The following is a 19,162-nucleotide window of genomic DNA, read 5'->3' as shown; positions in this document are numbered from 1 at the left end:
GTGGGGGCGGGGGGGGGGGCGGGTCCGGTGGCGGCGGGGCGCGGGGCCCCCCCCCCCCCCCCCCCCCGACCCGGGAGGTTACTTCGCCGTGCGGCTCTCCGCGATCTGGCGGGACATGATCGTCGTCAGCTCGTAGGCGGTGTGCGAGGCGGCGACGGCGGTGATCTCCGCGTGGTCGTAGGCCGGGGCGACCTCGACGACGTCGGCGGAGACGAGGTTGCAGGAGGAGAGGCCGCGCAGGATCTCCAGGAGCTCGCGGGAGGTCATGCCGCCGGCCTCGGGGGTGCCGGTGCCGGGCGCGTGGGCCGGGTCGAGGCAGTCGATGTCGATGGAGATGTACAGCGGGCGGTCGCCGATGCGCTGGCGCAGCTGGTCGGCGACCTCGTCGGCGCCGCGCCGGTAGACGTCGGACGAGGTGACGATGCCGAAGCCGAGCTTCTCGTCGTCGGTGAGGTCCTGCTTGCCGTAGAGCGGGCCGCGGGTACCGACGTGGGAGAGGGCGGAGGTGTCGAGGATGCCCTCCTCGACGGCCCGGCGGAACGGGGTGCCGTGGGTGTACTCGGCGCCGAAGTAGGTGTCCCAGGTGTCGAGGTGCGCGTCGAAGTGGAGCAGGGCGACCGGGCCGTGCTTCTTGGCGACGGAGCGCAGCAGGGGCAGCGCGATGGTGTGGTCGCCGCCGAGGGTCATCATCCGGGCGCCGGTGCCGAGGAGGTCGTCGGCGGCGGCCTCGATGGTCTCGACGGCCTCGTGGATGTTGAACGGGTTGGCGGCGATGTCGCCGGCGTCCGCGACCTGGGCGAGGGCGAACGGGGAGGCGTCCTGCGCCGGGTTGTACGGGCGCAGCAGGCGGGATGCCTCGCGGATGGCGTTGCCGCCGAAGCGGGCGCCGGGCCGGTAGGAGACACCGCTGTCGAAGGGGACGCCGACCACGGCGATGTCGGCGGTGCCGACCTCGTCGAGTCGCGGCAGGCGGGCGAACGTCGCGGGACCGGCGTACCGCGGGACGCGGGACGAGTCGATCGGGCCGCGCGGGGTGTTCTGGTCGCTGCTGCTCATGGCCGGGGTCCTCCTGGGGTGTCGTTGGGTCCGGCTCGACCGTAAGTCGCCCGAAAGCGACATTGAAGTGTACGTTTCCTCCACTGTACGGGCGTGTGATGTACGAAGGGTCCAGCTCATGACCACCGCGGACGGCTCCCCCACTCCCCCCGCCCCACCGGTTCCGCTCGCCGAGCTGCTCGCCCGCGGGGAGCTGGGGCTGCGGCTGCTCGCCGGGCCCGACGACGTGCCGCTGCACTGGGTGCACACCTCGGAGATGGCCGACCCCTATCCGTATCTCCTCGGCGGCGAGCTGCTCATGACGGCGGGCGTGCAGCTCGCCGACCCGGCGCACTACGTGCGGCGGGTGGCGCAGGCGGGGGCGGCGGCGCTCGCGTTCGGCGTGACACCGGTCTACGACACGGTGCCGCCGGAGCTCGTGGAGGCGTGCGCGGCCGAGGGTCTGCCGCTGGTCGAGGTGCCGCCGAGGACGCCGTTCACGGCGGTGGCCCGGGCGCTGTGGCGGCTGATGGCCGAGGCCAGGCTGCGCGAACTGCGCCGGGTGACCGAGGCGCAGCAGTCCCTCGCGGCCGCCGCCGCCCGGCCCGCCCCCGTCCCCGCGGTGCTCGGCGCCCTCGCCTCCCGGCTCGCGGGACGGGCGGTGCTCTTCGGGGCGGACGGCACGGAGTCGGCGGCCGCCGGCCGGGAGGTCCCGGCGGGGGCGGCGCGGGCCCTGCGCGAGCTGGCCGGGGTCCTCGGCCCGCGCCCGGGCGGGCCCGCGTCGGCGAGCGGCGACGGGGGCGGGCTGCGGCTCGCCGCGTACGCGCTGGGCGGCGGGGACGGGCTGACGCTCGGGGTGGCGACGGAGCGGCGCGGCTCCGGCGACCACACGATCGCGGGCGTCGCCGTCGTCCTGCTCTCCCTCCTGACCGCCCCGCACCGCGGCGCGGACGCGGCCGTACGGGACGGGGCGCTGGTCCGGCTCCTCCTCGGCGCGGCCCCGGCGGACGTCGCCGCCTCCCTCGGCGACGGCCCCTGGACGGTCGTCCACGCCCGCGGCGGCGACGGCACCCCCTTCGCGGCGGCCTCGCTCGCGGCGGCGCTGGGCACCCCGCTGGTGGACGCGGGCCCGGGCCCGGAGACCGGCCCCGGTCCGGGCCCGGGCACCGTTCGGCTGCTGCTGCCCGCCTCGGTCGAGGTGGCCGCCCAGCCGGGGTGGACGCTCGGGGTCGGCGCGCCCGTCGGGGCGGCGGAGCTGGCCGCCGGGGAGGCGCAGGCGGCGCGGGCGCTGAGCCGGGCGGAGGCCACCCGGGCGGCTCTGGTGCGGCACCGGGAGAACGGCCTGGCCGGCCTGGTGGACCGGGACGAGGCCGCCGCGTACGCCCGGGGCGTGCTGGCCCCGCTCGGCGAACCCCTCACCGAGACCCTCCGGGTCTGGCTCTCCCTGCACGGCGGCTGGGACCGGACGGCGGTGGCGACCGGCCTGCACCGGAACACGGTCCGGCAGCGGATCGCCCGCTGCGCCGCGCTCCTCGACCGGGATCTGGACGATCCGGACGTACGGATGGAGCTGTGGTTCGCATTGCACTCGGCGCCGAACGCTGGACAGAGGGGTTGACTGGTCGGTAACTTCGTACCCACACCCCTGAGCAAGCGCTTAGACAGCTGGGCCCGCCCCGCACACCGGAGGAGTCGCACCGTGCGCCGTACCGTATTCAACGAGGACCACGAGGCGTTCCGGGAGACCATCCGCGCCTTCATCGAAGCCGAGGTCGTCCCGGTCTACGACGAGTGGTTCGCCGCGGGCCAGGCGCCGCGCGAGTTCTACGACAAGCTCGGCGAGCTGGGCATCTTCGGCATCAACGTGCCCGAGGAGTTCGGCGGCGCGGGTCTGGACACCCACAAGTTCGAGGCCGTCCTGTACGAGGAGACCTCGCGCGCGGGCGTCCAGTTCGGCGGCTCCGGCGTCCACGTGCTGCTCGCCCTGCCGTACATCAAGATGCTCTCCACCGACGAGCAGAAGAAGCGCTTCCTGCCGAAGTTCGTCACCGGCGAGGAGATGTGGGCGCTCGCCATGACCGAGCCGGGCACCGGCTCCGACGTCGCGGGCATGAAGACCACCGCCAAGCTCTCCGAGGACGGCACCCACTACGTCCTCAACGGCTCCAAGACCTTCATCACCGGCGGCGTCCACGCCGACCGCGTGATCGTCTGCGCCCGCACCTCCGCCCCCTCGGCCGAGGACCGCCGCTTCGGCATCTCCCTCTTCGCCGTGGACACCAAGTCCGAGGGCTACTCCATCGGCCGCAAGCTGGACAAGCTCGGCCTGCGCACCTCCGACACGGCCGAGCTGGCCTTCGTCGACGTCAAGGTGCCCGTCGAGGACCTGCTCGGCGAGGAGGGCAAGGGCTTCTACTACCTCGGCCACAACCTCGCCTCCGAGCGCTGGGGCATCGCCTTCGGCGCGTACGCGCAGGCCAAGGCCGCCGTCCGGTTCGCCCAGCAGTACGTCACCGACCGCACGGTCTTCGGCAAGCCGGTCGCGTCCTTCCAGAACACCAAGTTCGAACTGGCCGCCTGCCAGGCCGAGGTCGACGCCGCCGAGGCCGTCGCCGACCGCGCCCTGGAGGCCCTGGACGCGGGCGAGCTGTCCCCGGCCGAGGCCGCGAGCGCCAAGCTCTTCTGCACCGAGGTCGCGCACCGCGTCATCGACCGCTGCCTCCAGCTGCACGGCGGCTACGGCTACATGAACGAGTACCCGATCGCCCGCCTGTACGCCGACAACCGCGTCAACCGCATCTACGGCGGCACCAGCGAGATCATGAAGTCGATCATCGCCAAGTCGATGGGCCTGTAAGTGCCCCCTTCGCACACGGCACTGGATGACCTGCTCGATCTGCTCGATCTGGAGCGGATCGAGCAGGACATCTTCCGGGGCGAGTCCCGCACCTCGATCGTCCCCCGCGTCTTCGGCGGCCAGGTGGCCGCCCAGGCGCTGGTGGCCGCGGGCCGCACCGTGCCCGAGGACCGCCTCGCGCACTCCCTGCACGCGTACTTCCTGCGGCCCGGCGACCCCGGCGCGCCGATCGTCTACACGGTCGACCGCATCCGCGACGGCCGGTCCTTCACCACCCGCCGCGTCGTCGCCGTCCAGCACGGCCACCCGATCTTCCACCTCTCCGCCTCCTTCCAGGCGTACGAGGAGGGGCTCGACCACCAGGACCCCATGCCGGCCGCGCCGGACCCGGAGTCCTTGCCGACGGCCGCCGAGATGCTCCCCCGGCACCTGCCGCAGGAGGTCGCGGACCGGCTCGTCGAGGCACGGGCCGCGGTCGACCTGCGGTACGCCGACACCCCGCCCTGGGGCTCGGTCGGGGAGCGCCGCGAACCGCGCTCCCAGGTGTGGTTCCGCACCAACGGCAAACTCGCCGACGACCACCTGCTGCACGTCTGCCTGGCGACGTACGTCTCCGACATGACGCTGCTCGACTCCGTCCTGCTCGCGCACGGGCGGGGCGGCTGGGCCGTCGGCGACGTGGTCGGGGCCTCCCTCGACCACGCGATGTGGTTCCACCGGCCCTTCCGCGCCGACGAATGGCTCCTGTACGACCAGGAGTCGCCGTCCGCCTCCGCCGGCCGCGGCCTCGGCCAGGCCCGGATCTGGACGCAGGACGGCAGGCTCGCGATCTCGGTGATCCAGGAGGGTGTCGTTCGCGTTCCGCGCCGATGACCGGACATACCGTCCGATCCATGGCGGAACAGAGCGAGAGCACGTCCACGGTGATCGTGGCGGCGGCGGCGAACCTGGGGATCGCCGCCGCCAAAGCCGTCGCCGGCATCGTCAGCGGATCCAGCGCGATGCTCTCGGAGGCCGCCCACTCGGTCGCCGACACCGTCACCGAGGTCATGCTGCTCACCGCGCTCAAGCGCAGCGACAAGCCGGCCGACGAGGACCACCCCGTCGGCTACGCGGGCGAACGGTACGTCTGGGCCCTGCTCGCCGCCGTCGCCACCTTCGTCGGCGGCGCCGTCTTCTCCGTCTACGACGGCATCCACACCCTCGCCCACGGCGAGGAACTCGGCGACCCGACGATCTCCTACATCGTCCTCGCCGTCTCCTTCGTACTGGAGGGCTTCTCCCTCCGGACCGGCATCCAGCAGGTCAAGGCCGAGGCGGAACGGGCACAGGCCCCCTTCACCCGCTACCTGCGGCTCACCCCCGACACCACCGTCAAGGCCGTCGTCATGGAGGACTCCGCCGCCCTCGCCGGACTCATGCTGGCGGCCGGCGGCCTCCTCGGCGTCCAGATCACCGGCTCCAGCGTCTGGGACGGCGTCGCCTCCATCCTCATCGGCGCGCTGCTCGTGTACGTGGCCTGGGTCCTCGGCCGCTCCAACGCCGAACTCCTCATCGGCCGGCCGCTCCCGAAGCACCTGCGGGCCGAGGTCCGCGAGGAACTGCTCTCCGTCCCGCACATCGTGGACGTCATCGACCTGACGACGCTCATCCAAGGGCCCGGCGAGGTCCTGATCGCGGCGAAGGTCGACTTCCGGGACGTCTCCTCGGCCGCGCAGGTCGAGTGGGCGTGCGAGGACGCCGAGGAGCAGCTCCGCGAACGCTTCCCCTCGATCCGCCGCGTCTACCTCGACCCGACGCCGGGCGTGGAGCAGCGGCGGAACGGGCCGCCGGAGTAGGCCCGTCAGGCGAGGCCCGCCGCGTCCAGGGTGTAGGCGGTCATCGGCTCGTAGAAGCGCGGGTCGACGACGTGGTCGTCGAGGGGGATGGTGACCTGCATGGTGCCCTCGGCCTCGCCGATGAAGAGGGCGGGGTCGTTGCAGTCCGCGTAGCCGACGGAGTCGATGCCCCGCTGCCCCGCCCGCCCCGCCCAGCCGTGGTCGGCGATGACGAGGTCGGGCCGCCCGCCCTCGCCGAGCGCGTCGAGGATCGCGTTCATCGGTTCCGGGGAGTGGGTGTGCCAGAGGCTGGCCCCGCGTTCGAAGACGGCGACGTCGGCGAACTGGACGACGTATCCCTCGTCGGCGATCAGTCCGCCGGGGATGCGGACGATGTCGCAGCCGCGGGCGCGCAGCGCGGCGGCGACGCGGCTGTGGACGTCGATGAGGGCGCCGGGGTGGCCGGTCGCGAAGAGGACGCGTTCCTTGGCGGCGGCGGCCTTGCGCAGCCGGGCGGCCATCCGGTCGAGGGCGTCGACGGTCAGCTCGGGGTCGATGGTGTCCTGGCCGGCGCGGTGGGCGGGATCGTCGACGACGCCGCAGCGCTCGGCCATGACGGCGAGCACGTCCTGTTCGTCGGTCCAGCGGTCGCCGAGTTCGAGGCCGAGCCAGTAGTGCCGGTCGCCGTTGGCGAGCTTGCGGTAGTGGGAGAGGTTGTTGTCGCGCGGTGTGGCGACGTCTCCCGCGATCCGGGTGCGGACGAGGTGCTCGACAAGGGCGGGGCGGCTGAGTATCGGCATGGGGCCATTCTGTCCGAGCGCCGGATGTCCCGGGCAACCGGTTCCGGCCCGTGGACCGGTGGGTGTCAGCCGCCCAGCGCGCCGAACGCCCCGTGGGCCAGCCGCCGCAGGAGGTCCTCCATGGGTCCGCGGCCCAGCGCGGCCAGGTGGGGGGTCGAGTTGAGCAGGCCGAAGACGGCGTGGACGGCGGTCCTGGCCTCGGATTCCCCGGCGCCGGGGTGGAGTTCGCGGACCGCGGTCACCCAGAGTTCCACGTACTGGCGCTGGAGCTGGCGGACCCGCTTGCGGTCCTCGTCCTTGAGCCGGTCGAGCTCGCGGTCGTGGAGGGTGATCAGCGGCCGGTCGTCGAGGGCGAAGTCGATGTGCCCGTCGATGAGGGAGCCGAGCAGGGCGGCGGGGTCGCCGTCCGCTTCGCCGACGCGCAGGCGGCCGCCGTCGAGGAGGCGCTCGCTGATGCCGACGAGCAGTTCGGCGAGCATCGCGTCCTTGCCGGGGAAGTGGCGGTAGAGGCCGGGCCCGCTGATGCCGACGGCGGCTCCTATCTCGTCGACGCCGACGCCGTGGAAGCCGCGCGCCGCGAAGAGGCGGGCGGCTTCCCTGAGGATCTGCTCGCGCCGCGTCGGGGCATCGGTCCTGCCGGTGGCCATCGGGGTCGTGGTCATGGATTCGATTCTAGACAACCCCGTTAGCGGTCGTTAACCTGAGCGATATACGTTAACGCTCATTAACCGAGCAAGGGAGCTCGAGGGATGCAGCAGGCACCTGTGCTGACGAGCGCGGCGGACCCCGCGTCCGCGGCCTGGCAGGCCAATGAGGCGGCCCATCACGAGCTGGCGGCGACCCTGCGCGCCAAGCTCGCGGCGGCCGCCCTGGGTGGCGGTGAGAAGTCCCGGGCCCGGCACACCGCGCGCGGGAAGCTGCTGCCTCGGGACCGGGTGGACACCCTCCTCGACCCGGGCTCGCCCTTCCTGGAGCTGGCCCCGCTCGCGGCGGACGGCATGTACGGCGGGCAGGCCCCGGCCGCCGGTGTCATCGCGGGCATCGGCCGGGTCTCCGGCCGCGAGTGCGTGATCGTCGCCAACGACGCGACCGTCAAGGGCGGCACGTACTACCCGATGACGGTGAAGAAGCACCTGAGGGCCCAGGAGGTGGCGCTGGAGAATCGTCTCCCCTGCCTGTACCTGGTCGACTCGGGCGGCGCCTTCCTGCCGATGCAGGACGAGGTCTTCCCCGACCGGGAGCACTTCGGCCGGATCTTCTTCAACCAGGCCCGGATGTCCGGCGCGGGCATCCCGCAGATCGCGGCGGTCATGGGCTCGTGCACGGCGGGCGGCGCGTACGTCCCGGCGATGAGCGACGAGGCCGTGATCGTGCGGGACCAGGGCACGATCTTCCTGGGCGGCCCGCCGCTGGTGAAGGCGGCGACCGGCGAGGTCGTCACCGCCGAGGAGCTGGGCGGCGGCGAGGTCCACTCGCGGATCTCCGGCGTCACCGACCATCTGGCGGAGGACGACGCCCACGCCCTGCGCATCGTCCGGAACATCGTCGCCACCCTGCCCGAGCGCGGCCCGCTGCCGTGGTCGGTCGAGCCGGCCGAGGAGCCCAAGGTCGACCCGTACGGGCTGTACGGCGCGGTGCCGGTGGACTCGCGCACCCCGTACGACGTGCGGGAGGTCATCGCCCGGGTCGTGGACGGCTCCCGCTTCCAGGAGTTCAAGTCCGAGTACGGGCAGACGCTGATCACCGGCTTCGCGCGGATCCACGGCCACCCGGTGGGCATCGTCGCCAACAACGGCATCCTGTTCGCGGAGTCCGCCCAGAAGGGCGCCCACTTCATCGAGCTGTGCGACCAGCGGGGCATCCCGCTGGTGTTCCTCCAGAACATCACGGGCTTCATGGTCGGCAAGGCGTACGAGCACGGCGGCATCGCCAAGCACGGCGCCAAGATGGTGACGGCCGTGGCCACCACCCGGGTCCCGAAGCTGACGGTCGTCGTCGGCGGCTCGTACGGCGCGGGCAACTACTCGATGTGCGGCCGGGCGTACTCCCCCCGCTTCCTGTGGATGTGGCCGAACGCCAAGATCTCGGTCATGGGCGGCGAGCAGGCCGCGTCCGTCCTCGCGACCGTCAAGCGCGACCAGCTCGGCGACGAGTGGAGCGCGGCGGAGGAGGAGGCGTTCAAGGCCCCGATCCGCGAGCAGTACGAGAGCCAGGGCAACGCCTACTACGCGACCGCCCGACTGTGGGACGACGGCGTCATCGACCCGATGGAGACCCGTCAGGTCCTCGGCCTCGCCCTGACCGCCTGTGCCAACGCGCCCCTGGGTGACCCCCAGTTCGGCGTCTTCCGGATGTGAAGGGCCCCCAGAAGATGCAGAGCATGTTCGACACCGTCCTCGTGGCCAACCGGGGCGAGATCGCCGTCCGCGTCATCCGCACCCTGCGGGAGATGGGCGTGCGCTCCGTGGCCGTCTACAGCGACGCGGACGCCGACGCCCGGCACGTACGGGAGGCGGACACGGCCGTACGGATCGGTCCGCCGCCGGCCGCGGAGTCGTATCTGTCCGTGCCGGCGCTGCTCGACGCGGCCCGCCGCACCGGTGCGCAGGCCGTCCACCCCGGCTACGGCTTCCTCGCCGAGAACGCCGGCTTCGCGCAGGCGTGCGCCGACGCCGGTCTGGTCTTCATCGGCCCCACCGCCGCGGCGATCTCCCTCATGGGCGACAAGATCCGCGCGAAGGCGACCGTGAAGGCGGCGGGCGTCCCGGTCGTGCCGGGCGCCGCCGACCCCGAGCTGGAGGCGGCCGCCCGCGAACTGGGCGCCCCCGTCCTGCTCAAGCCCAGCGCGGGCGGCGGCGGCAAGGGCATGCGGCTCGTCCGGGACCTCTCGGTCCTGACGGACGAGATCGCGGCGGCCCGCCGCGAGGCCCGTTCCTCGTTCGGCGACGACACCCTGCTCGTGGAGCGGTGGATCGACCGCCCCCGGCACATCGAGATCCAGGTCCTGGCGGACACCCACGGCAACGTGATCCACCTCGGCGAGCGCGAGTGCTCCCTCCAGCGCCGCCACCAGAAGATCATCGAGGAGGCGCCCAGCGTCCTCCTCACCCCGGAGATCCGCGCGTCGATGGGCGCCGCGGCGGTCGAGGCGGCGCGCTCCTGCGGCTATGTCGGCGCGGGCACCGTCGAGTTCATCGTCCCCGGCGGCGACCCCTCCTCGTACTACTTCATGGAGATGAACACCCGTCTCCAGGTCGAGCACCCGGTCACCGAGCTCGTCACGGGCGTCGACCTGGTGGAGTGGCAGCTGCGGGTGGCGGCGGGCGAGCCGCTCCCCTTCGCCCAGGACGACATCCGTCTGGACGGCTGGGCGATCGAGGCCCGGGTCTGCGCGGAGGACCCGTCCCGGGGCTTCCTGCCCTCCGGCGGCACGGTCCTCTCCCTGCACGAGCCGCAGGGCGACGGTGTCCGCACCGACTCGGGCCTGTCCGAGGGGACCGAGGTCTCCTCCCTGTACGACCCGATGCTCTCCAAGGTCATCGTGCACGCGCCCACCCGCGAGGCGGCCCTGCGCAAGCTGCGCGCCGCCCTCGCCTCCACCGTCACCCTCGGCGTCCCCACGAACGCCGGCTTCCTGCGTCGTCTCCTGGCCCATCCGGACGTCGTCGCCGGCCGGCTGGACACCGGGCTGGTCGAGCGGGACGCGGACAGCCTGGTCCCGTCCGGCGTCCCGGACGAGGTGTACGCGGCGGCGGCGGCCGTACGGCGCGCGGCGCTGACCCCGGAGCCCCGGGAGGGCTGGACGGACCCGTTCTCGGTGCCGGACGGCTTCCGCCTCGGCGGCACGCCGAAGCCCCTGGCGTTCCCGGTCCGGGTGTCGGGGCTCGAACCCGTCACGGTGGACGCGCCCGCCGGCGGGCGGGTCACCGACACCGCGGTGACGGTGACGGTGGACGGGATCACCCATCACTTCCGGCGGGCCGGCGGCTGGCTCGGCCGGGACGGCGACTCCTGGCACGTGCTGGACCACGACCCCGTCGAGGCCGCGCTCAGCGGGGCGAGGCACGGGGGCGCGGACACGCTCGCGGCGCCGATGCCGGGGACCGTGACCGTCGTGAAGGTGGCGGTCGGGGACGAGGTCGAGGCCGGGCAGAGCCTGCTCGTGGTGGAGGCGATGAAGATGGAGCACGTCATCTCCGCCCCGCACGCCGGCACCGTCACCGAGCTGGACGTCACGCCCGGCACCACCGTCGCCATGGACCAGATCCTTGCCGTGGTGACGCCCCGCGAGGAGGAGGACGCGTGAGCCTGCCGATGACCGTGAGGGATCCCTCTCTCCCCGCCCGGGTCCGGATCCACGAGGTCGGGGCGCGGGACGGGCTGCAGAACGAGAAGACGTCGGTGCCGACCGCCGTGAAGGCGGAGTTCGTCCGGCGGCTGGCCGCCGCGGGGCTGACGACCGTGGAGGCGACCAGTTTCGTGCACCCGAAGTGGGTGCCCCAGCTGGCGGACGCGGAGGAGCTGTTCCCGCTGGTCCGGGATCTTCCGGTGCGGCTCCCGGTGCTGGTGCCGAACGAGCGCGGCCTGGACCGGGCGCTCGCGCTCGGCGTCCGGGAGATCGCCGTGTTCGGCTCCGCCACCGAGTCCTTCGCGAAGGCCAACCTCAACCGGACGGTCGACGAGGCGCTCGCGCTGTTCGCGCCGACCGTCACCCGGGCCATAGAGGCCGGGCTCCGGGTCCGCGGCTATCTCTCGATGTGCTTCGGCGACCCCTGGGAGGGGGCCGTGCCGATCGAGCAGGTCGTCCGGGTCACCAAGGCCCTGGCCGAGATGGGCTGTGACGAGCTGAGCCTCGGCGACACGATCGGTGTCGCCACCCCCGGCCATGTCGGCGCCCTCCTGACGGCGCTGAACGACGCCGGGGTCCCCACCTCCCGTATCGCCGTGCACTTCCACGACACGTACGGGCAGGCCCTGTCCAACACCCTGGCCGCGCTGCGGCACGGGGTGACCACGGTCGACGCCTCCGCCGGCGGCCTCGGCGGCTGCCCGTACGCGAAGAGCGCGACCGGCAATCTCGCCACCGAGGATCTCGTGTGGATGCTCGACGGTCTCGGTATCGAGACCGGGGTCGATCTGGCCGCCCTCACCGCCACGAGCGGGTGGATGGCCGAACAACTGGGCCGCCCCAGCCCGTCCCGTACCGTCCGTGCCCTCTCCCACAAGGAGTGACGAAACCCATGTCCCTCGACCACCGGCTCACCGAAGAGCACGAGGAACTCCGCCGCACTGTCGAGGCGTTCGCGCACGACGTCGTCGCCCCGAAGATCGGCGACTACTACGAGCGGCACGAGTTCCCGTACGAGATCGTCCGCGAGATGGGCCGGATGGGCCTGTTCGGGCTGCCGTTCCCGGAGGAGTACGGCGGCATGGGCGGCGACTACCTCGCCCTCGGCATCGCCCTGGAGGAGCTGGCCCGGGTCGACTCCTCGGTGGCCATCACGCTGGAGGCGGGTGTCTCGCTCGGCGCGATGCCCGTGTTCCGCTTCGGTACGGAGGAGCAGAAGCGGGAGTGGCTGCCGCGGCTCTGCTCGGGCGAGCTGCTCGGCGCGTTCGGCCTGACGGAGCCGGGCGCCGGTTCGGACGCCGGCGGCACCCGGACGACGGCCGTGCGGGACGGCGACCACTGGGTGATCAACGGCTCGAAGTGCTTCATCACCAACTCGGGTACGGACATCACGGGTCTGGTGACGGTCACGGCGGTCACCGGCCGCAAGCCGGACGGGCGTCCGCTGATCTCCTCGATCATCGTGCCGTCCGGTACGCCGGGCTTCACGGTCGCCGCTCCGTACTCGAAGGTCGGCTGGAACGCCTCGGACACCCGTGAGCTGTCCTTCGACGACGTGCGCGTCCCGGTGGGGAACCTGCTCGGCGAGGAGGGCCGCGGCTACGCGCAGTTCCTGCGGATCCTGGACGAGGGCCGGGTCGCGATCGCGGCGCTGGCGACGGGGCTGGCGCAGGGCTGTGTGGACGAGTCGGTGAAGTACGCGCACGAGCGCCACGCGTTCGGCCGTCCGATCGGCGACAACCAGGCCATCCAGTTCAAGATCGCCGACATGGAGACGAAGGCCCACATGGCGCGGATCGGCTGGCGGGACGCGGCCTCGCGGCTGGTCCTCGGCGAGCCGTTCAAGAAGGAGGCGGCGATCGCGAAGCTGTACTCCTCCACGGTGGCCGTGGACAACGCCCGTGACGCCACGCAGATCCACGGCGGCTACGGCTTCATGAACGAGTACCCGGTGGCCCGGATGTGGCGCGACTCGAAGATCCTGGAGATCGGCGAGGGCACCAGCGAGGTCCAGCGGATGCTGATCGCGCGGGAGTTGGGCCTCCCGGCCTGATCCGGTCCGCGAGTCGAGCCCGTCGTCCCCCTCGGGGCGGCGGGCTTCGTCGTGCCGCGGGGCACCCCGCCCCTACTGATCGATAGTAGGTTAGGCTAACCTACCTTGCATCCCGTCCGGAGCAACCCTGCCCGTACCGAGAAGGTGCCCCGCCCCCATGACGAACGCCGACACCGCCCCCTTCCAGTTCTTCTCCCTCCAGGTCGACCGGACACGGCGCCTCGGCCCGTCCCTGGTCCGCGTCACCTTCACCGGGGACGACCTGAAGGACTTCGCCGCCGGGGGCCGGGACCAGTCACTCTCCCTCTTCCTGCCGCACCCCGGCCAGGAGGCGCCGGTCCTGCCGCCGCTGGACGACCCGTACATGTACGCGATCCTGGGCGCCTGGCGGGCGATGCCCGACGACGAGCGGGCCGTCATGCGCTCGTACACCGTCCGCGAGCAGCGCACCGAACCCCACGAGGTCGACATCGACTTCGCCCTCCACGAGGACGGCGGCCCGGCCTGCCGCTGGGCCGGGCGCGCCGAGCCCGGCGACCGGGTGGTCGTCCTGGGGCCGGCGGTCGCCGACAACACGGGTGTCCGCTTCCGGCTCCCGGAGGATGCCGACTCCGTCCTGATCTGGGCGGACGAGACGGCCCTCCCGGCGGCCTCGGCGATCCTGGAGTGGCTGCCGGCCGAGACCCGCGCCCGGGTGTTCCTGGAAGTGCCCTACTCCGGCGACCGGATGGAGCTGGCGACCGAGGCGGACGCCACGGTCACCTGGCTCGTCCAGGAGGAGGGGGCGCCGTCCGCCGTCGACGCGGTGCGCGGGACGGAACTGCCGGGCACGTCCCCGTACGTCTGGATCGCGGGCGAGTCCGGTTCGGTGAAAGCGCTGCGCCGGCACTTCGTGCGGGACCTCGGGCTCGACCGCCGCCGGGTCACGTTCGTCGGCTACTGGCGCAAGGGGCTGTCCGAGGACGCCCTGCGCGAGGTCCCGGACGAGACGCAGGAAGACGCGTAGACGGCGGGAAGACGTCGGCCTTCCCGGGCGCAATGGCCCTCCGACCCTTCGGGGTTGGGGGGCCATTGCGCTGTAAAATTAGGTTAGGCTAACCTAACTGTTGTTGATCGCTTCCGCTTCAGCGTGACCTCAGCGTCCCTTCAGCGTTCCCTCCCGAAAGGGCCCCCACATGCGTTCCCACCTGCTCAACGACACCACGGCGGAGAGCTACCGGCGCTCCGTCACCGAAGGAGTCGAGCGGGTGGCGAGCAAACTCGCCACGACGCGGGGCCCCTTCACCGGTGTGACGCCCGCCGAGCTCGCCCCCGTCATCGACGCCGTCGACCTCGACCGGCCGCTCGGCGACTCCTCCGCCGCCCTCGACGAGCTGGAGAGCGTCTACCTCCGGGACGCCGTCTACTTCCACCACCCCCGCTACCTGGGCCACCTCAACTGCCCGGTCGTCATCCCCGCCGTCCTCGGCGAGGCCGTCCTCTCGGCCGTCAACTCCTCGCTCGACACCTGGGACCAGAGCGCCGGCGGCACCCTCATCGAGCGGAAACTGATCGACTGGACGACCGGCCGCATCGGCCTCGGCCCGGCCGCCGACGGCGTGTTCACCAGCGGGGGCACGCAGTCCAACCTCCAGGCCCTGCTCCTGGCCCGCGAGGAGGCCAAGACCGACGACCTGGCCAGGCTCCGCATCTTCTCCTCCGAGTGCAGCCACTTCAGCGTCCAGAAGTCGGCGACCCTCCTCGGCCTGGGCCGGGACGCCGTCGTCTCCATCCCGGTCGACGCGAACAAGCGGATGCAGTCCGTCGTCCTCGCCGCCGAACTGGAGGCATGCCGCGCCGAGGGCCTCGTCCCGATGGCGATCGTCGCCACCGCCGGCACCACCGACTTCGGCTCCATCGACCCGCTCCCCGAGATCGCCGCCCTGGCCCAGGAGTACGGCGCCTGGATGCACGTGGACGCGGCCTACGGCTGCGGCCTGCTCGCCTCCCTCACCCGCCGGCACCTCCTGGACGGCATCGAGCGCGCCGACTCGGTCACCGTCGACTACCACAAGTCCTTCTTCCAGCCGGTGAGTTCCTCCGCCGTCCTGGTCCGCGACGGCGCCACCCTGCGCCACGCGACCTACCACGCGGACTATCTGAACCCCCGCCGGACGGTCGCGGAGCAGATACCGAACCAGGTCGACAAGTCCCTCCAGACGACCCGCCGCTTCGACGCGCTCAAGCTCTGGATGACCCTGCGCGTGATGGGCGCCGACGGCGTCGGCGAGCTCTTCGACGAGGTCTGCGACCTGGCCCGGGAGGGCTTCGAGCTGCTCGCCGCCGACCCGCGCTACGACGTCGTGGTCGCGCCGCAGCTCTCCACCCTGGTCTACCGGTACGTCCCGGCGGGCGACGTCCCGGCCGCCGACGTCGACCGGGCCAACCTCCACGCCCGCAAGGCCCTGTTCGCCTCGGGCGAGGCCGTCGTCGCCGGGACCAAGGTCGACGGCCGCCAGTACCTCAAGTTCACCTTGCTCAACCCCGAGACCACCGCGGCCGACATCGCCGCCGTCCTCGATCTGATCGCCGGCCACGCCGAGCAGTACCTGGGAGAGAACCTTGTCCACGCCTGAGACGCCTGAGATCCTCGACTTCATCGGCATCGGGCTCGGTCCGTTCAATCTCGGACTCGCCTGCCTGACCGAGCCGATCGACGAGCTGAACGGCCTCTTCCTGGAGTCGAAGCCGGACTTCGAGTGGCACTCGGGGATGTTCCTCGAAGGCGCCCACCTCCAGACCCCGTTCATGTCGGACCTGGTCACGATGGCCGACCCGACCTCGCCGTACTCCTTCCTCAACTACCTGAAGGAGAAGGGCCGGCTGTACTCGTTCTACATCCGCGAGAACTTCTACCCGCTGCGGACCGAGTACGACGACTACTGCCGCTGGGCCGCCGGGAAGCTCTCCTCGGTCCGCTTCTCGACGACCGTCGCGACCGTCGTGTTCGACGAGGACGCCGACGTCTACACGGTGACCACCGAGGCCGGCGAAACGTTCCGCTCGCGCCGGATCGTCCTCGGCACCGGCACCCCCGCGTACGTCCCCGAGACCTGCGCGGACCTGGGCGGCGACCTGATCCACAACTCGCGCTACCTCCCGAACAAGGAGGAGCTCCAGAAGAAGAGGTCCATCACCCTGGTCGGCAGCGGCCAGAGCGCCGCCGAGATCTACTACGACCTCCTGAGCGAGATCGACGTCCACGGCTACCGGCTGAACTGGGTGACCCGCTCCCCGCGCTTCTTCCCGCTGGAGTACACCAAGCTCACCCTGGAGATGACCTCCCCGGAGTACGTGGACTACTTCCACGCGCTGCCCGAGCAGACCCGCTACCGCCTGGAGACCCAGCAGAAGGGCCTCTTCAAGGGCATCGACGGCGAACTGATCGACGCCATCTTCGACCTGCTCTACCAGAAGAACCTGAACGGCCCCGTCCCCACCCGGCTCCTCACCAACTCCGCGCTGCACACCGCCGCGTACGAGGAGTCGACCGGCACGTACACGCTCGGCTTCCGCCAGGAGGAGCAGGAGAAGGACTTCACCCTGGAGACCGAGGGCCTGATCCTCGCCACCGGCTACAAGTACGCCGTCCCCGCCTTCCTGGAGCCGGTCCGCGACCGCCTCAACTGGGACGGCCAGGGCCGCTTCGACGTGGCCCGCAACTACGCCATCGACACGACGGGCCGGGGCGTCTTCCTCCAGAACGCCGGCGTCCACACCCACTCGATCACCTCGCCCGACCTCGGCATGGGGGCGTACCGCAACGCGTACATCATCGGCGCGATGCTGGGATACGAGTACTACCCCGTCGAGAAGACCATCGCCTTCCAGGAGTTCGCCGCATGACCGTCCAGATACGTCCCTTCGACCCGTCGAAGGACGCCCGGCTGATCCACCCCTGGGTCACCCACCCGAAAGCCGCCTTCTGGATGATGCAGGGCGCGACGCTCCAGGACGTCGAGCGCGAGTACACGGCGATCACCGCCCACCCGCACCACGACGCCTTCATCGGCCTGGTCGACGGCGAGCCGGCCTTCCTGATGGAGCGCTACGACCCGTCGCGGCTCGAACTGGTCGGGCTGTACGACCCGCTCCCCGGCGACGTCGGCATGCACTTCCTCGTCGCGCCCACCGACACCCCCGTGCACGGCTTCACCCGGACCGTGATCACCGCCGTGATGGCGGAGCTGTTCGCCGACCCGGCGACCGAGCGGGTCGTCGTCGAGCCGGACGTCTCCAACAAGGCGGTCCACGCGCTGAACGAGGCCGTCGGCTTCGTGCCGGAGCGCGAGATCCGGAAGCCCGAGAAGAAGGCCCTGTTGAGCTTCTGCACCCGCGCGCAGTTCGAGGCCGCCGTGGCGGTGGCGGCATGACCTTCACCGACCCCGTCGCCCACCTCACCCCCGAGCGCTGGGCCGACGCCAACCGGGCCCTGATCCGCAAGGGCCTCGCCGAGTTCGCCCACGAGCGGCTGCTGAACCCGCAGGAGCTGGGCGAGGGCCGCTACCAGGTCCTCAGCGACGACGGCACGACCGAGTACCGCTTCACCGCCGACCGGTTCGCCCTCGACCACTGGCAGGTCTACGCCGAGTCGATCAGCCGCCACCGCGGCGACGAGCAGCTCCCGCTCGACGCGCTCGTCTTCGTCACCGACCTGCGCGGCTCCCTCGGCCTCAGCGACGAGATCCTGCCGGTCTACCTGGAGGAGATCTCCTCCACCCTGGCGGGCACCGCCTACAAGGCGACCAAGCCGCCGGTCACCGCCGCCGAGCTGGCGCACGCCGGCTTCCAGGCCATCGAGACCGGCATGACCGAGGGCCACCCCTGCTTCGTCGCCAACAACGGCCGGCTGGGCTTCGGCGTCGACGAGTTCCGCGCGTACGCCCCCGAGGCCGCGAGCCCCATCCACCTGATCTGGCTGGCCGCGCGCCGCGACCGCGCCACCTTCACCGCCGGCGCGGACATCGACTACGACGCGTTCGTCCGCGCCGAGCTCGGCGACCCGGCGGTCGACGGCTTCGCCGCGGTCCTGGCCGCCCGCGGCCTGGACCTCGCCGACTACCTGCTCATGCCGGTGCACCCCTGGCAGTGGTGGAACAAGCTGTCCGTCACCTTCGCCGCCGAGGTCGCCCAGCAGCGCCTGGTGTACCTGGGCGAGGGCGACGACGCCTACCTGGCCCAGCAGTCCATCCGTACCTTCTTCAACACCTCCGACCCGTCCCGGCACTACGTCAAGACGGCCCTCTCGGTCCTCAACATGGGCTTCATGCGGGGTCTGTCGGCGGCGTACATGGAGGCCACCCCGGCCATCAACGACTGGCTGCACCAGCTGATCGAGTCGGACTCCGTCTTCGCGGCGGCCCGCTTCTCGATCATCCGCGAGCGGGCGGCCGTCGGCTACCGGCACCTGGAGTACGAGGCCGCCACCGACCGCTACTCCCCCTACCGCAAGATGCTGGCCGCGCTCTGGCGCGAGTCCCCCGTCCCGTCCCTGGCCGAGGGCGAGCGGCTCGCGACGATGGCCTCGCTGCTCCACGTGGACCACGCGGGCGCGTCCTTCGCGGGCGCCCTGATCAAGGAGTCGGGCGAGGAGGCGACCACCTGGCTCCGCCGGTACCTGGACGCCTATCTCCTGCCGGTCCTGCACAGCTTCTACGCCTATGACCTGGCGTTCATGCCCCACGGGGAGAACGTGATCCTCGTCCTGGACGAGCACGGCCGGGTCGCCCGCGCGATCTTCAAGGACATCGCCGAGGAGATCGTCGTCATGGACCCGGCGGCGGTCCTGCCGCCGGCCGTGGAGCGCGTCCGCGCCGAGGTCCCGGAGGACATGAAGCTCCTCTCCGTCTTCACGGACGTCTTCGACTGCTTCTTCCGCTTCCTGGGCGCGACCCTGGCGGCGGAGGGCGTCCTCGACGAGGACGCGTTCTGGCGGACGGTCGCGCAGTGCGTGCGCGGCTACCAGGACGCCAAGCCGGAGCTGTCGGACCGGTTCGCCCAGTACGACATGTTCGCGGAGACCTTCGCGCTCTCCGCGCTCAACCGCCTCCAGCTGCGCAACAACCGGCAGATGGTCGACCTGGCGGACCCGTCGGCGGCCCTCCAGCTCGTCGGCGACCTGGTGAACCCGATCGCGCGGTTCGCCTGAGAGACCGGCACGGCCCCGGCGGAGTACGGTCCTCCGCCGGGGCCGTCGTCATGCCCTGGACACCC

At 72.0% G+C, this 19,162-nt stretch carries 16 protein-coding genes; 13 read left to right on the top strand and 3 right to left on the bottom strand.

Features of this window, described 5'->3' with window-relative positions; genetic code table 11:
- Window positions 1-78 precede the first annotated feature (78 nt).
- Window positions 79-1,056 (bottom strand): agmatinase, encoded by a 978-nt coding sequence (speB, locus tag ACFVZH_RS32505; RefSeq protein ID WP_384903000.1) that lies wholly within the window; start codon window positions 1,054-1,056, stop codon window positions 79-81.
- 118 nt (window positions 1,057-1,174) lie between these two features.
- Between speB and ACFVZH_RS32500 the strand changes: the two genes are divergently transcribed.
- The 4 genes from ACFVZH_RS32500 (at window position 1,175) to ACFVZH_RS32485 (ending at window position 5,730) form a co-directional block, all read left to right on the top strand.
- On the top strand, window positions 1,175-2,653 hold the full coding sequence (locus tag ACFVZH_RS32500) for a PucR family transcriptional regulator ligand-binding domain-containing protein (RefSeq protein ID WP_384902998.1): 1,479 nt from the start codon (window positions 1,175-1,177) through the stop codon (window positions 2,651-2,653).
- A gap of 81 nt (window positions 2,654-2,734) precedes the next feature.
- Window positions 2,735-3,892, top strand: coding sequence for an acyl-CoA dehydrogenase family protein (locus tag ACFVZH_RS32495; protein WP_384902996.1), 1,158 nt, complete (start codon window positions 2,735-2,737; stop codon window positions 3,890-3,892).
- Entirely contained in the window at window positions 3,893-4,765 is an 873-nt protein-coding gene (gene tesB, locus ACFVZH_RS32490) for an acyl-CoA thioesterase II (RefSeq protein WP_384902994.1), read from the top strand.
- Window positions 4,762-5,730: a cation diffusion facilitator family transporter gene (locus ACFVZH_RS32485; RefSeq protein WP_384902993.1), complete on the top strand. Its 969-nt coding sequence runs from the start codon at window positions 4,762-4,764 to the stop codon at window positions 5,728-5,730. The genes tesB and ACFVZH_RS32485 overlap by 4 nt, the downstream gene beginning before the upstream one ends.
- 5 nt (window positions 5,731-5,735) lie before the next feature.
- Here ACFVZH_RS32485 and ACFVZH_RS32480 read toward each other — a convergent pair whose 3' ends face one another.
- Window positions 5,736-6,509: a phosphatase gene (locus ACFVZH_RS32480; RefSeq protein WP_384902991.1), complete on the bottom strand. Its 774-nt coding sequence runs from the start codon at window positions 6,507-6,509 to the stop codon at window positions 5,736-5,738.
- A 65-nt stretch (window positions 6,510-6,574) separates the two neighbouring features.
- Window positions 6,575-7,171 carry a TetR/AcrR family transcriptional regulator gene (locus ACFVZH_RS32475; protein ID WP_384902989.1) on the bottom strand — a complete coding sequence of 199 codons (597 nt, stop codon included), beginning with the start codon at window positions 7,169-7,171 and terminating at the stop codon, window positions 6,575-6,577.
- An 87-nt stretch (window positions 7,172-7,258) separates the two neighbouring features.
- Between ACFVZH_RS32475 and ACFVZH_RS32470 the strand changes: the two genes are divergently transcribed.
- From ACFVZH_RS32470 to ACFVZH_RS32430, 9 genes are all read left to right on the top strand, one after another.
- The gene (locus ACFVZH_RS32470) at window positions 7,259-8,866 is read left to right on the top strand and encodes a carboxyl transferase domain-containing protein (protein ID WP_384902987.1); all 1,608 of its coding nucleotides are present in this window, start codon (window positions 7,259-7,261) and stop codon (window positions 8,864-8,866) included.
- Window positions 8,867-8,880: 14 nt separating this feature from the next.
- Window positions 8,881-10,815 (top strand): acetyl/propionyl/methylcrotonyl-CoA carboxylase subunit alpha, encoded by a 1,935-nt coding sequence (locus ACFVZH_RS32465; RefSeq protein WP_384902985.1) that lies wholly within the window; start codon window positions 8,881-8,883, stop codon window positions 10,813-10,815.
- 8 nt (window positions 10,816-10,823) lie between these two features.
- Window positions 10,824-11,741 carry a hydroxymethylglutaryl-CoA lyase gene (locus tag ACFVZH_RS32460; RefSeq protein ID WP_384903010.1) on the top strand — a complete coding sequence of 306 codons (918 nt, stop codon included), beginning with the start codon at window positions 10,824-10,826 and terminating at the stop codon, window positions 11,739-11,741.
- Window positions 11,742-11,749: 8 nt separating this feature from the next.
- On the top strand, window positions 11,750-12,910 hold the full coding sequence (locus tag ACFVZH_RS32455) for an acyl-CoA dehydrogenase family protein (RefSeq protein WP_384902983.1): 1,161 nt from the start codon (window positions 11,750-11,752) through the stop codon (window positions 12,908-12,910).
- Between the two features lie 157 nt (window positions 12,911-13,067).
- Window positions 13,068-13,916 carry a siderophore-interacting protein gene (locus tag ACFVZH_RS32450; RefSeq protein WP_384902981.1) on the top strand — a complete coding sequence of 283 codons (849 nt, stop codon included), beginning with the start codon at window positions 13,068-13,070 and terminating at the stop codon, window positions 13,914-13,916.
- Between the two features lie 169 nt (window positions 13,917-14,085).
- Complete coding sequence (locus ACFVZH_RS32445) at window positions 14,086-15,525, top strand: pyridoxal phosphate-dependent decarboxylase family protein (RefSeq protein ID WP_384902980.1); 1,440 nt, start codon at window positions 14,086-14,088, stop codon at window positions 15,523-15,525.
- Complete coding sequence (locus ACFVZH_RS32440) at window positions 15,512-16,795, top strand: lysine N(6)-hydroxylase/L-ornithine N(5)-oxygenase family protein (RefSeq protein WP_384902978.1); 1,284 nt, start codon at window positions 15,512-15,514, stop codon at window positions 16,793-16,795. Before ACFVZH_RS32445 ends, ACFVZH_RS32440 begins: the two co-directional genes overlap by 14 nt.
- Entirely contained in the window at window positions 16,792-17,322 is a 531-nt protein-coding gene (locus ACFVZH_RS32435) for a GNAT family N-acetyltransferase (protein WP_384902976.1), read from the top strand. The genes ACFVZH_RS32440 and ACFVZH_RS32435 overlap by 4 nt, the downstream gene beginning before the upstream one ends.
- Window positions 17,319-19,097, top strand: a complete 1,779-nt coding sequence (locus tag ACFVZH_RS32430) for an IucA/IucC family protein (protein ID WP_384902974.1) — start codon at window positions 17,319-17,321, stop codon at window positions 19,095-19,097. Before ACFVZH_RS32435 ends, ACFVZH_RS32430 begins: the two co-directional genes overlap by 4 nt.
- The last annotated feature ends 65 nt before the right edge of the window (window positions 19,098-19,162 follow it).

This window comes from Streptomyces sp. NPDC059534 (assembly GCF_042743475.1).
In the GTDB taxonomy this organism is placed as follows: domain Bacteria; phylum Actinomycetota; class Actinomycetes; order Streptomycetales; family Streptomycetaceae; genus Streptomyces.
The sequence above is the reverse complement of the archived record's forward strand: the minus strand, read 5'-3'. Positions and strand labels throughout refer to the sequence as shown.

Excerpts from the sequence above, each read along its gene's own strand:
- ACFVZH_RS32445 (WP_384902980.1), top strand. The coding sequence starts at position 14,086 with ATGCGTTCCCACCTGCTCAACGACACCACGGCGGAGAGCTACCGGCGC.
- ACFVZH_RS32470 (WP_384902987.1), top strand. The coding sequence starts at position 7,259 with ATGCAGCAGGCACCTGTGCTGACGAGCGCGGCGGACCCCGCGTCCGCG.
- ACFVZH_RS32500 (WP_384902998.1), top strand. The coding sequence starts at position 1,175 with ATGACCACCGCGGACGGCTCCCCCACTCCCCCCGCCCCACCGGTTCCG.
- ACFVZH_RS32465 (WP_384902985.1), top strand. The coding sequence starts at position 8,881 with ATGCAGAGCATGTTCGACACCGTCCTCGTGGCCAACCGGGGCGAGATC.
- ACFVZH_RS32480 (WP_384902991.1), bottom strand. The coding sequence starts at position 6,509 with ATGCCGATACTCAGCCGCCCCGCCCTTGTCGAGCACCTCGTCCGCACC.
- ACFVZH_RS32475 (WP_384902989.1), bottom strand. The coding sequence starts at position 7,171 with ATGACCACGACCCCGATGGCCACCGGCAGGACCGATGCCCCGACGCGG.
- ACFVZH_RS32460 (WP_384903010.1), top strand. The coding sequence starts at position 10,824 with ATGACCGTGAGGGATCCCTCTCTCCCCGCCCGGGTCCGGATCCACGAG.
- ACFVZH_RS32435 (WP_384902976.1), top strand. The coding sequence starts at position 16,792 with ATGACCGTCCAGATACGTCCCTTCGACCCGTCGAAGGACGCCCGGCTG.
- ACFVZH_RS32430 (WP_384902974.1), top strand. The coding sequence starts at position 17,319 with ATGACCTTCACCGACCCCGTCGCCCACCTCACCCCCGAGCGCTGGGCC.
- ACFVZH_RS32455 (WP_384902983.1), top strand. The coding sequence starts at position 11,750 with ATGTCCCTCGACCACCGGCTCACCGAAGAGCACGAGGAACTCCGCCGC.
- ACFVZH_RS32450 (WP_384902981.1), top strand. The coding sequence starts at position 13,068 with ATGACGAACGCCGACACCGCCCCCTTCCAGTTCTTCTCCCTCCAGGTC.
- speB (WP_384903000.1), bottom strand. The coding sequence starts at position 1,056 with ATGAGCAGCAGCGACCAGAACACCCCGCGCGGCCCGATCGACTCGTCC.
- ACFVZH_RS32485 (WP_384902993.1), top strand. The coding sequence starts at position 4,762 with ATGACCGGACATACCGTCCGATCCATGGCGGAACAGAGCGAGAGCACG.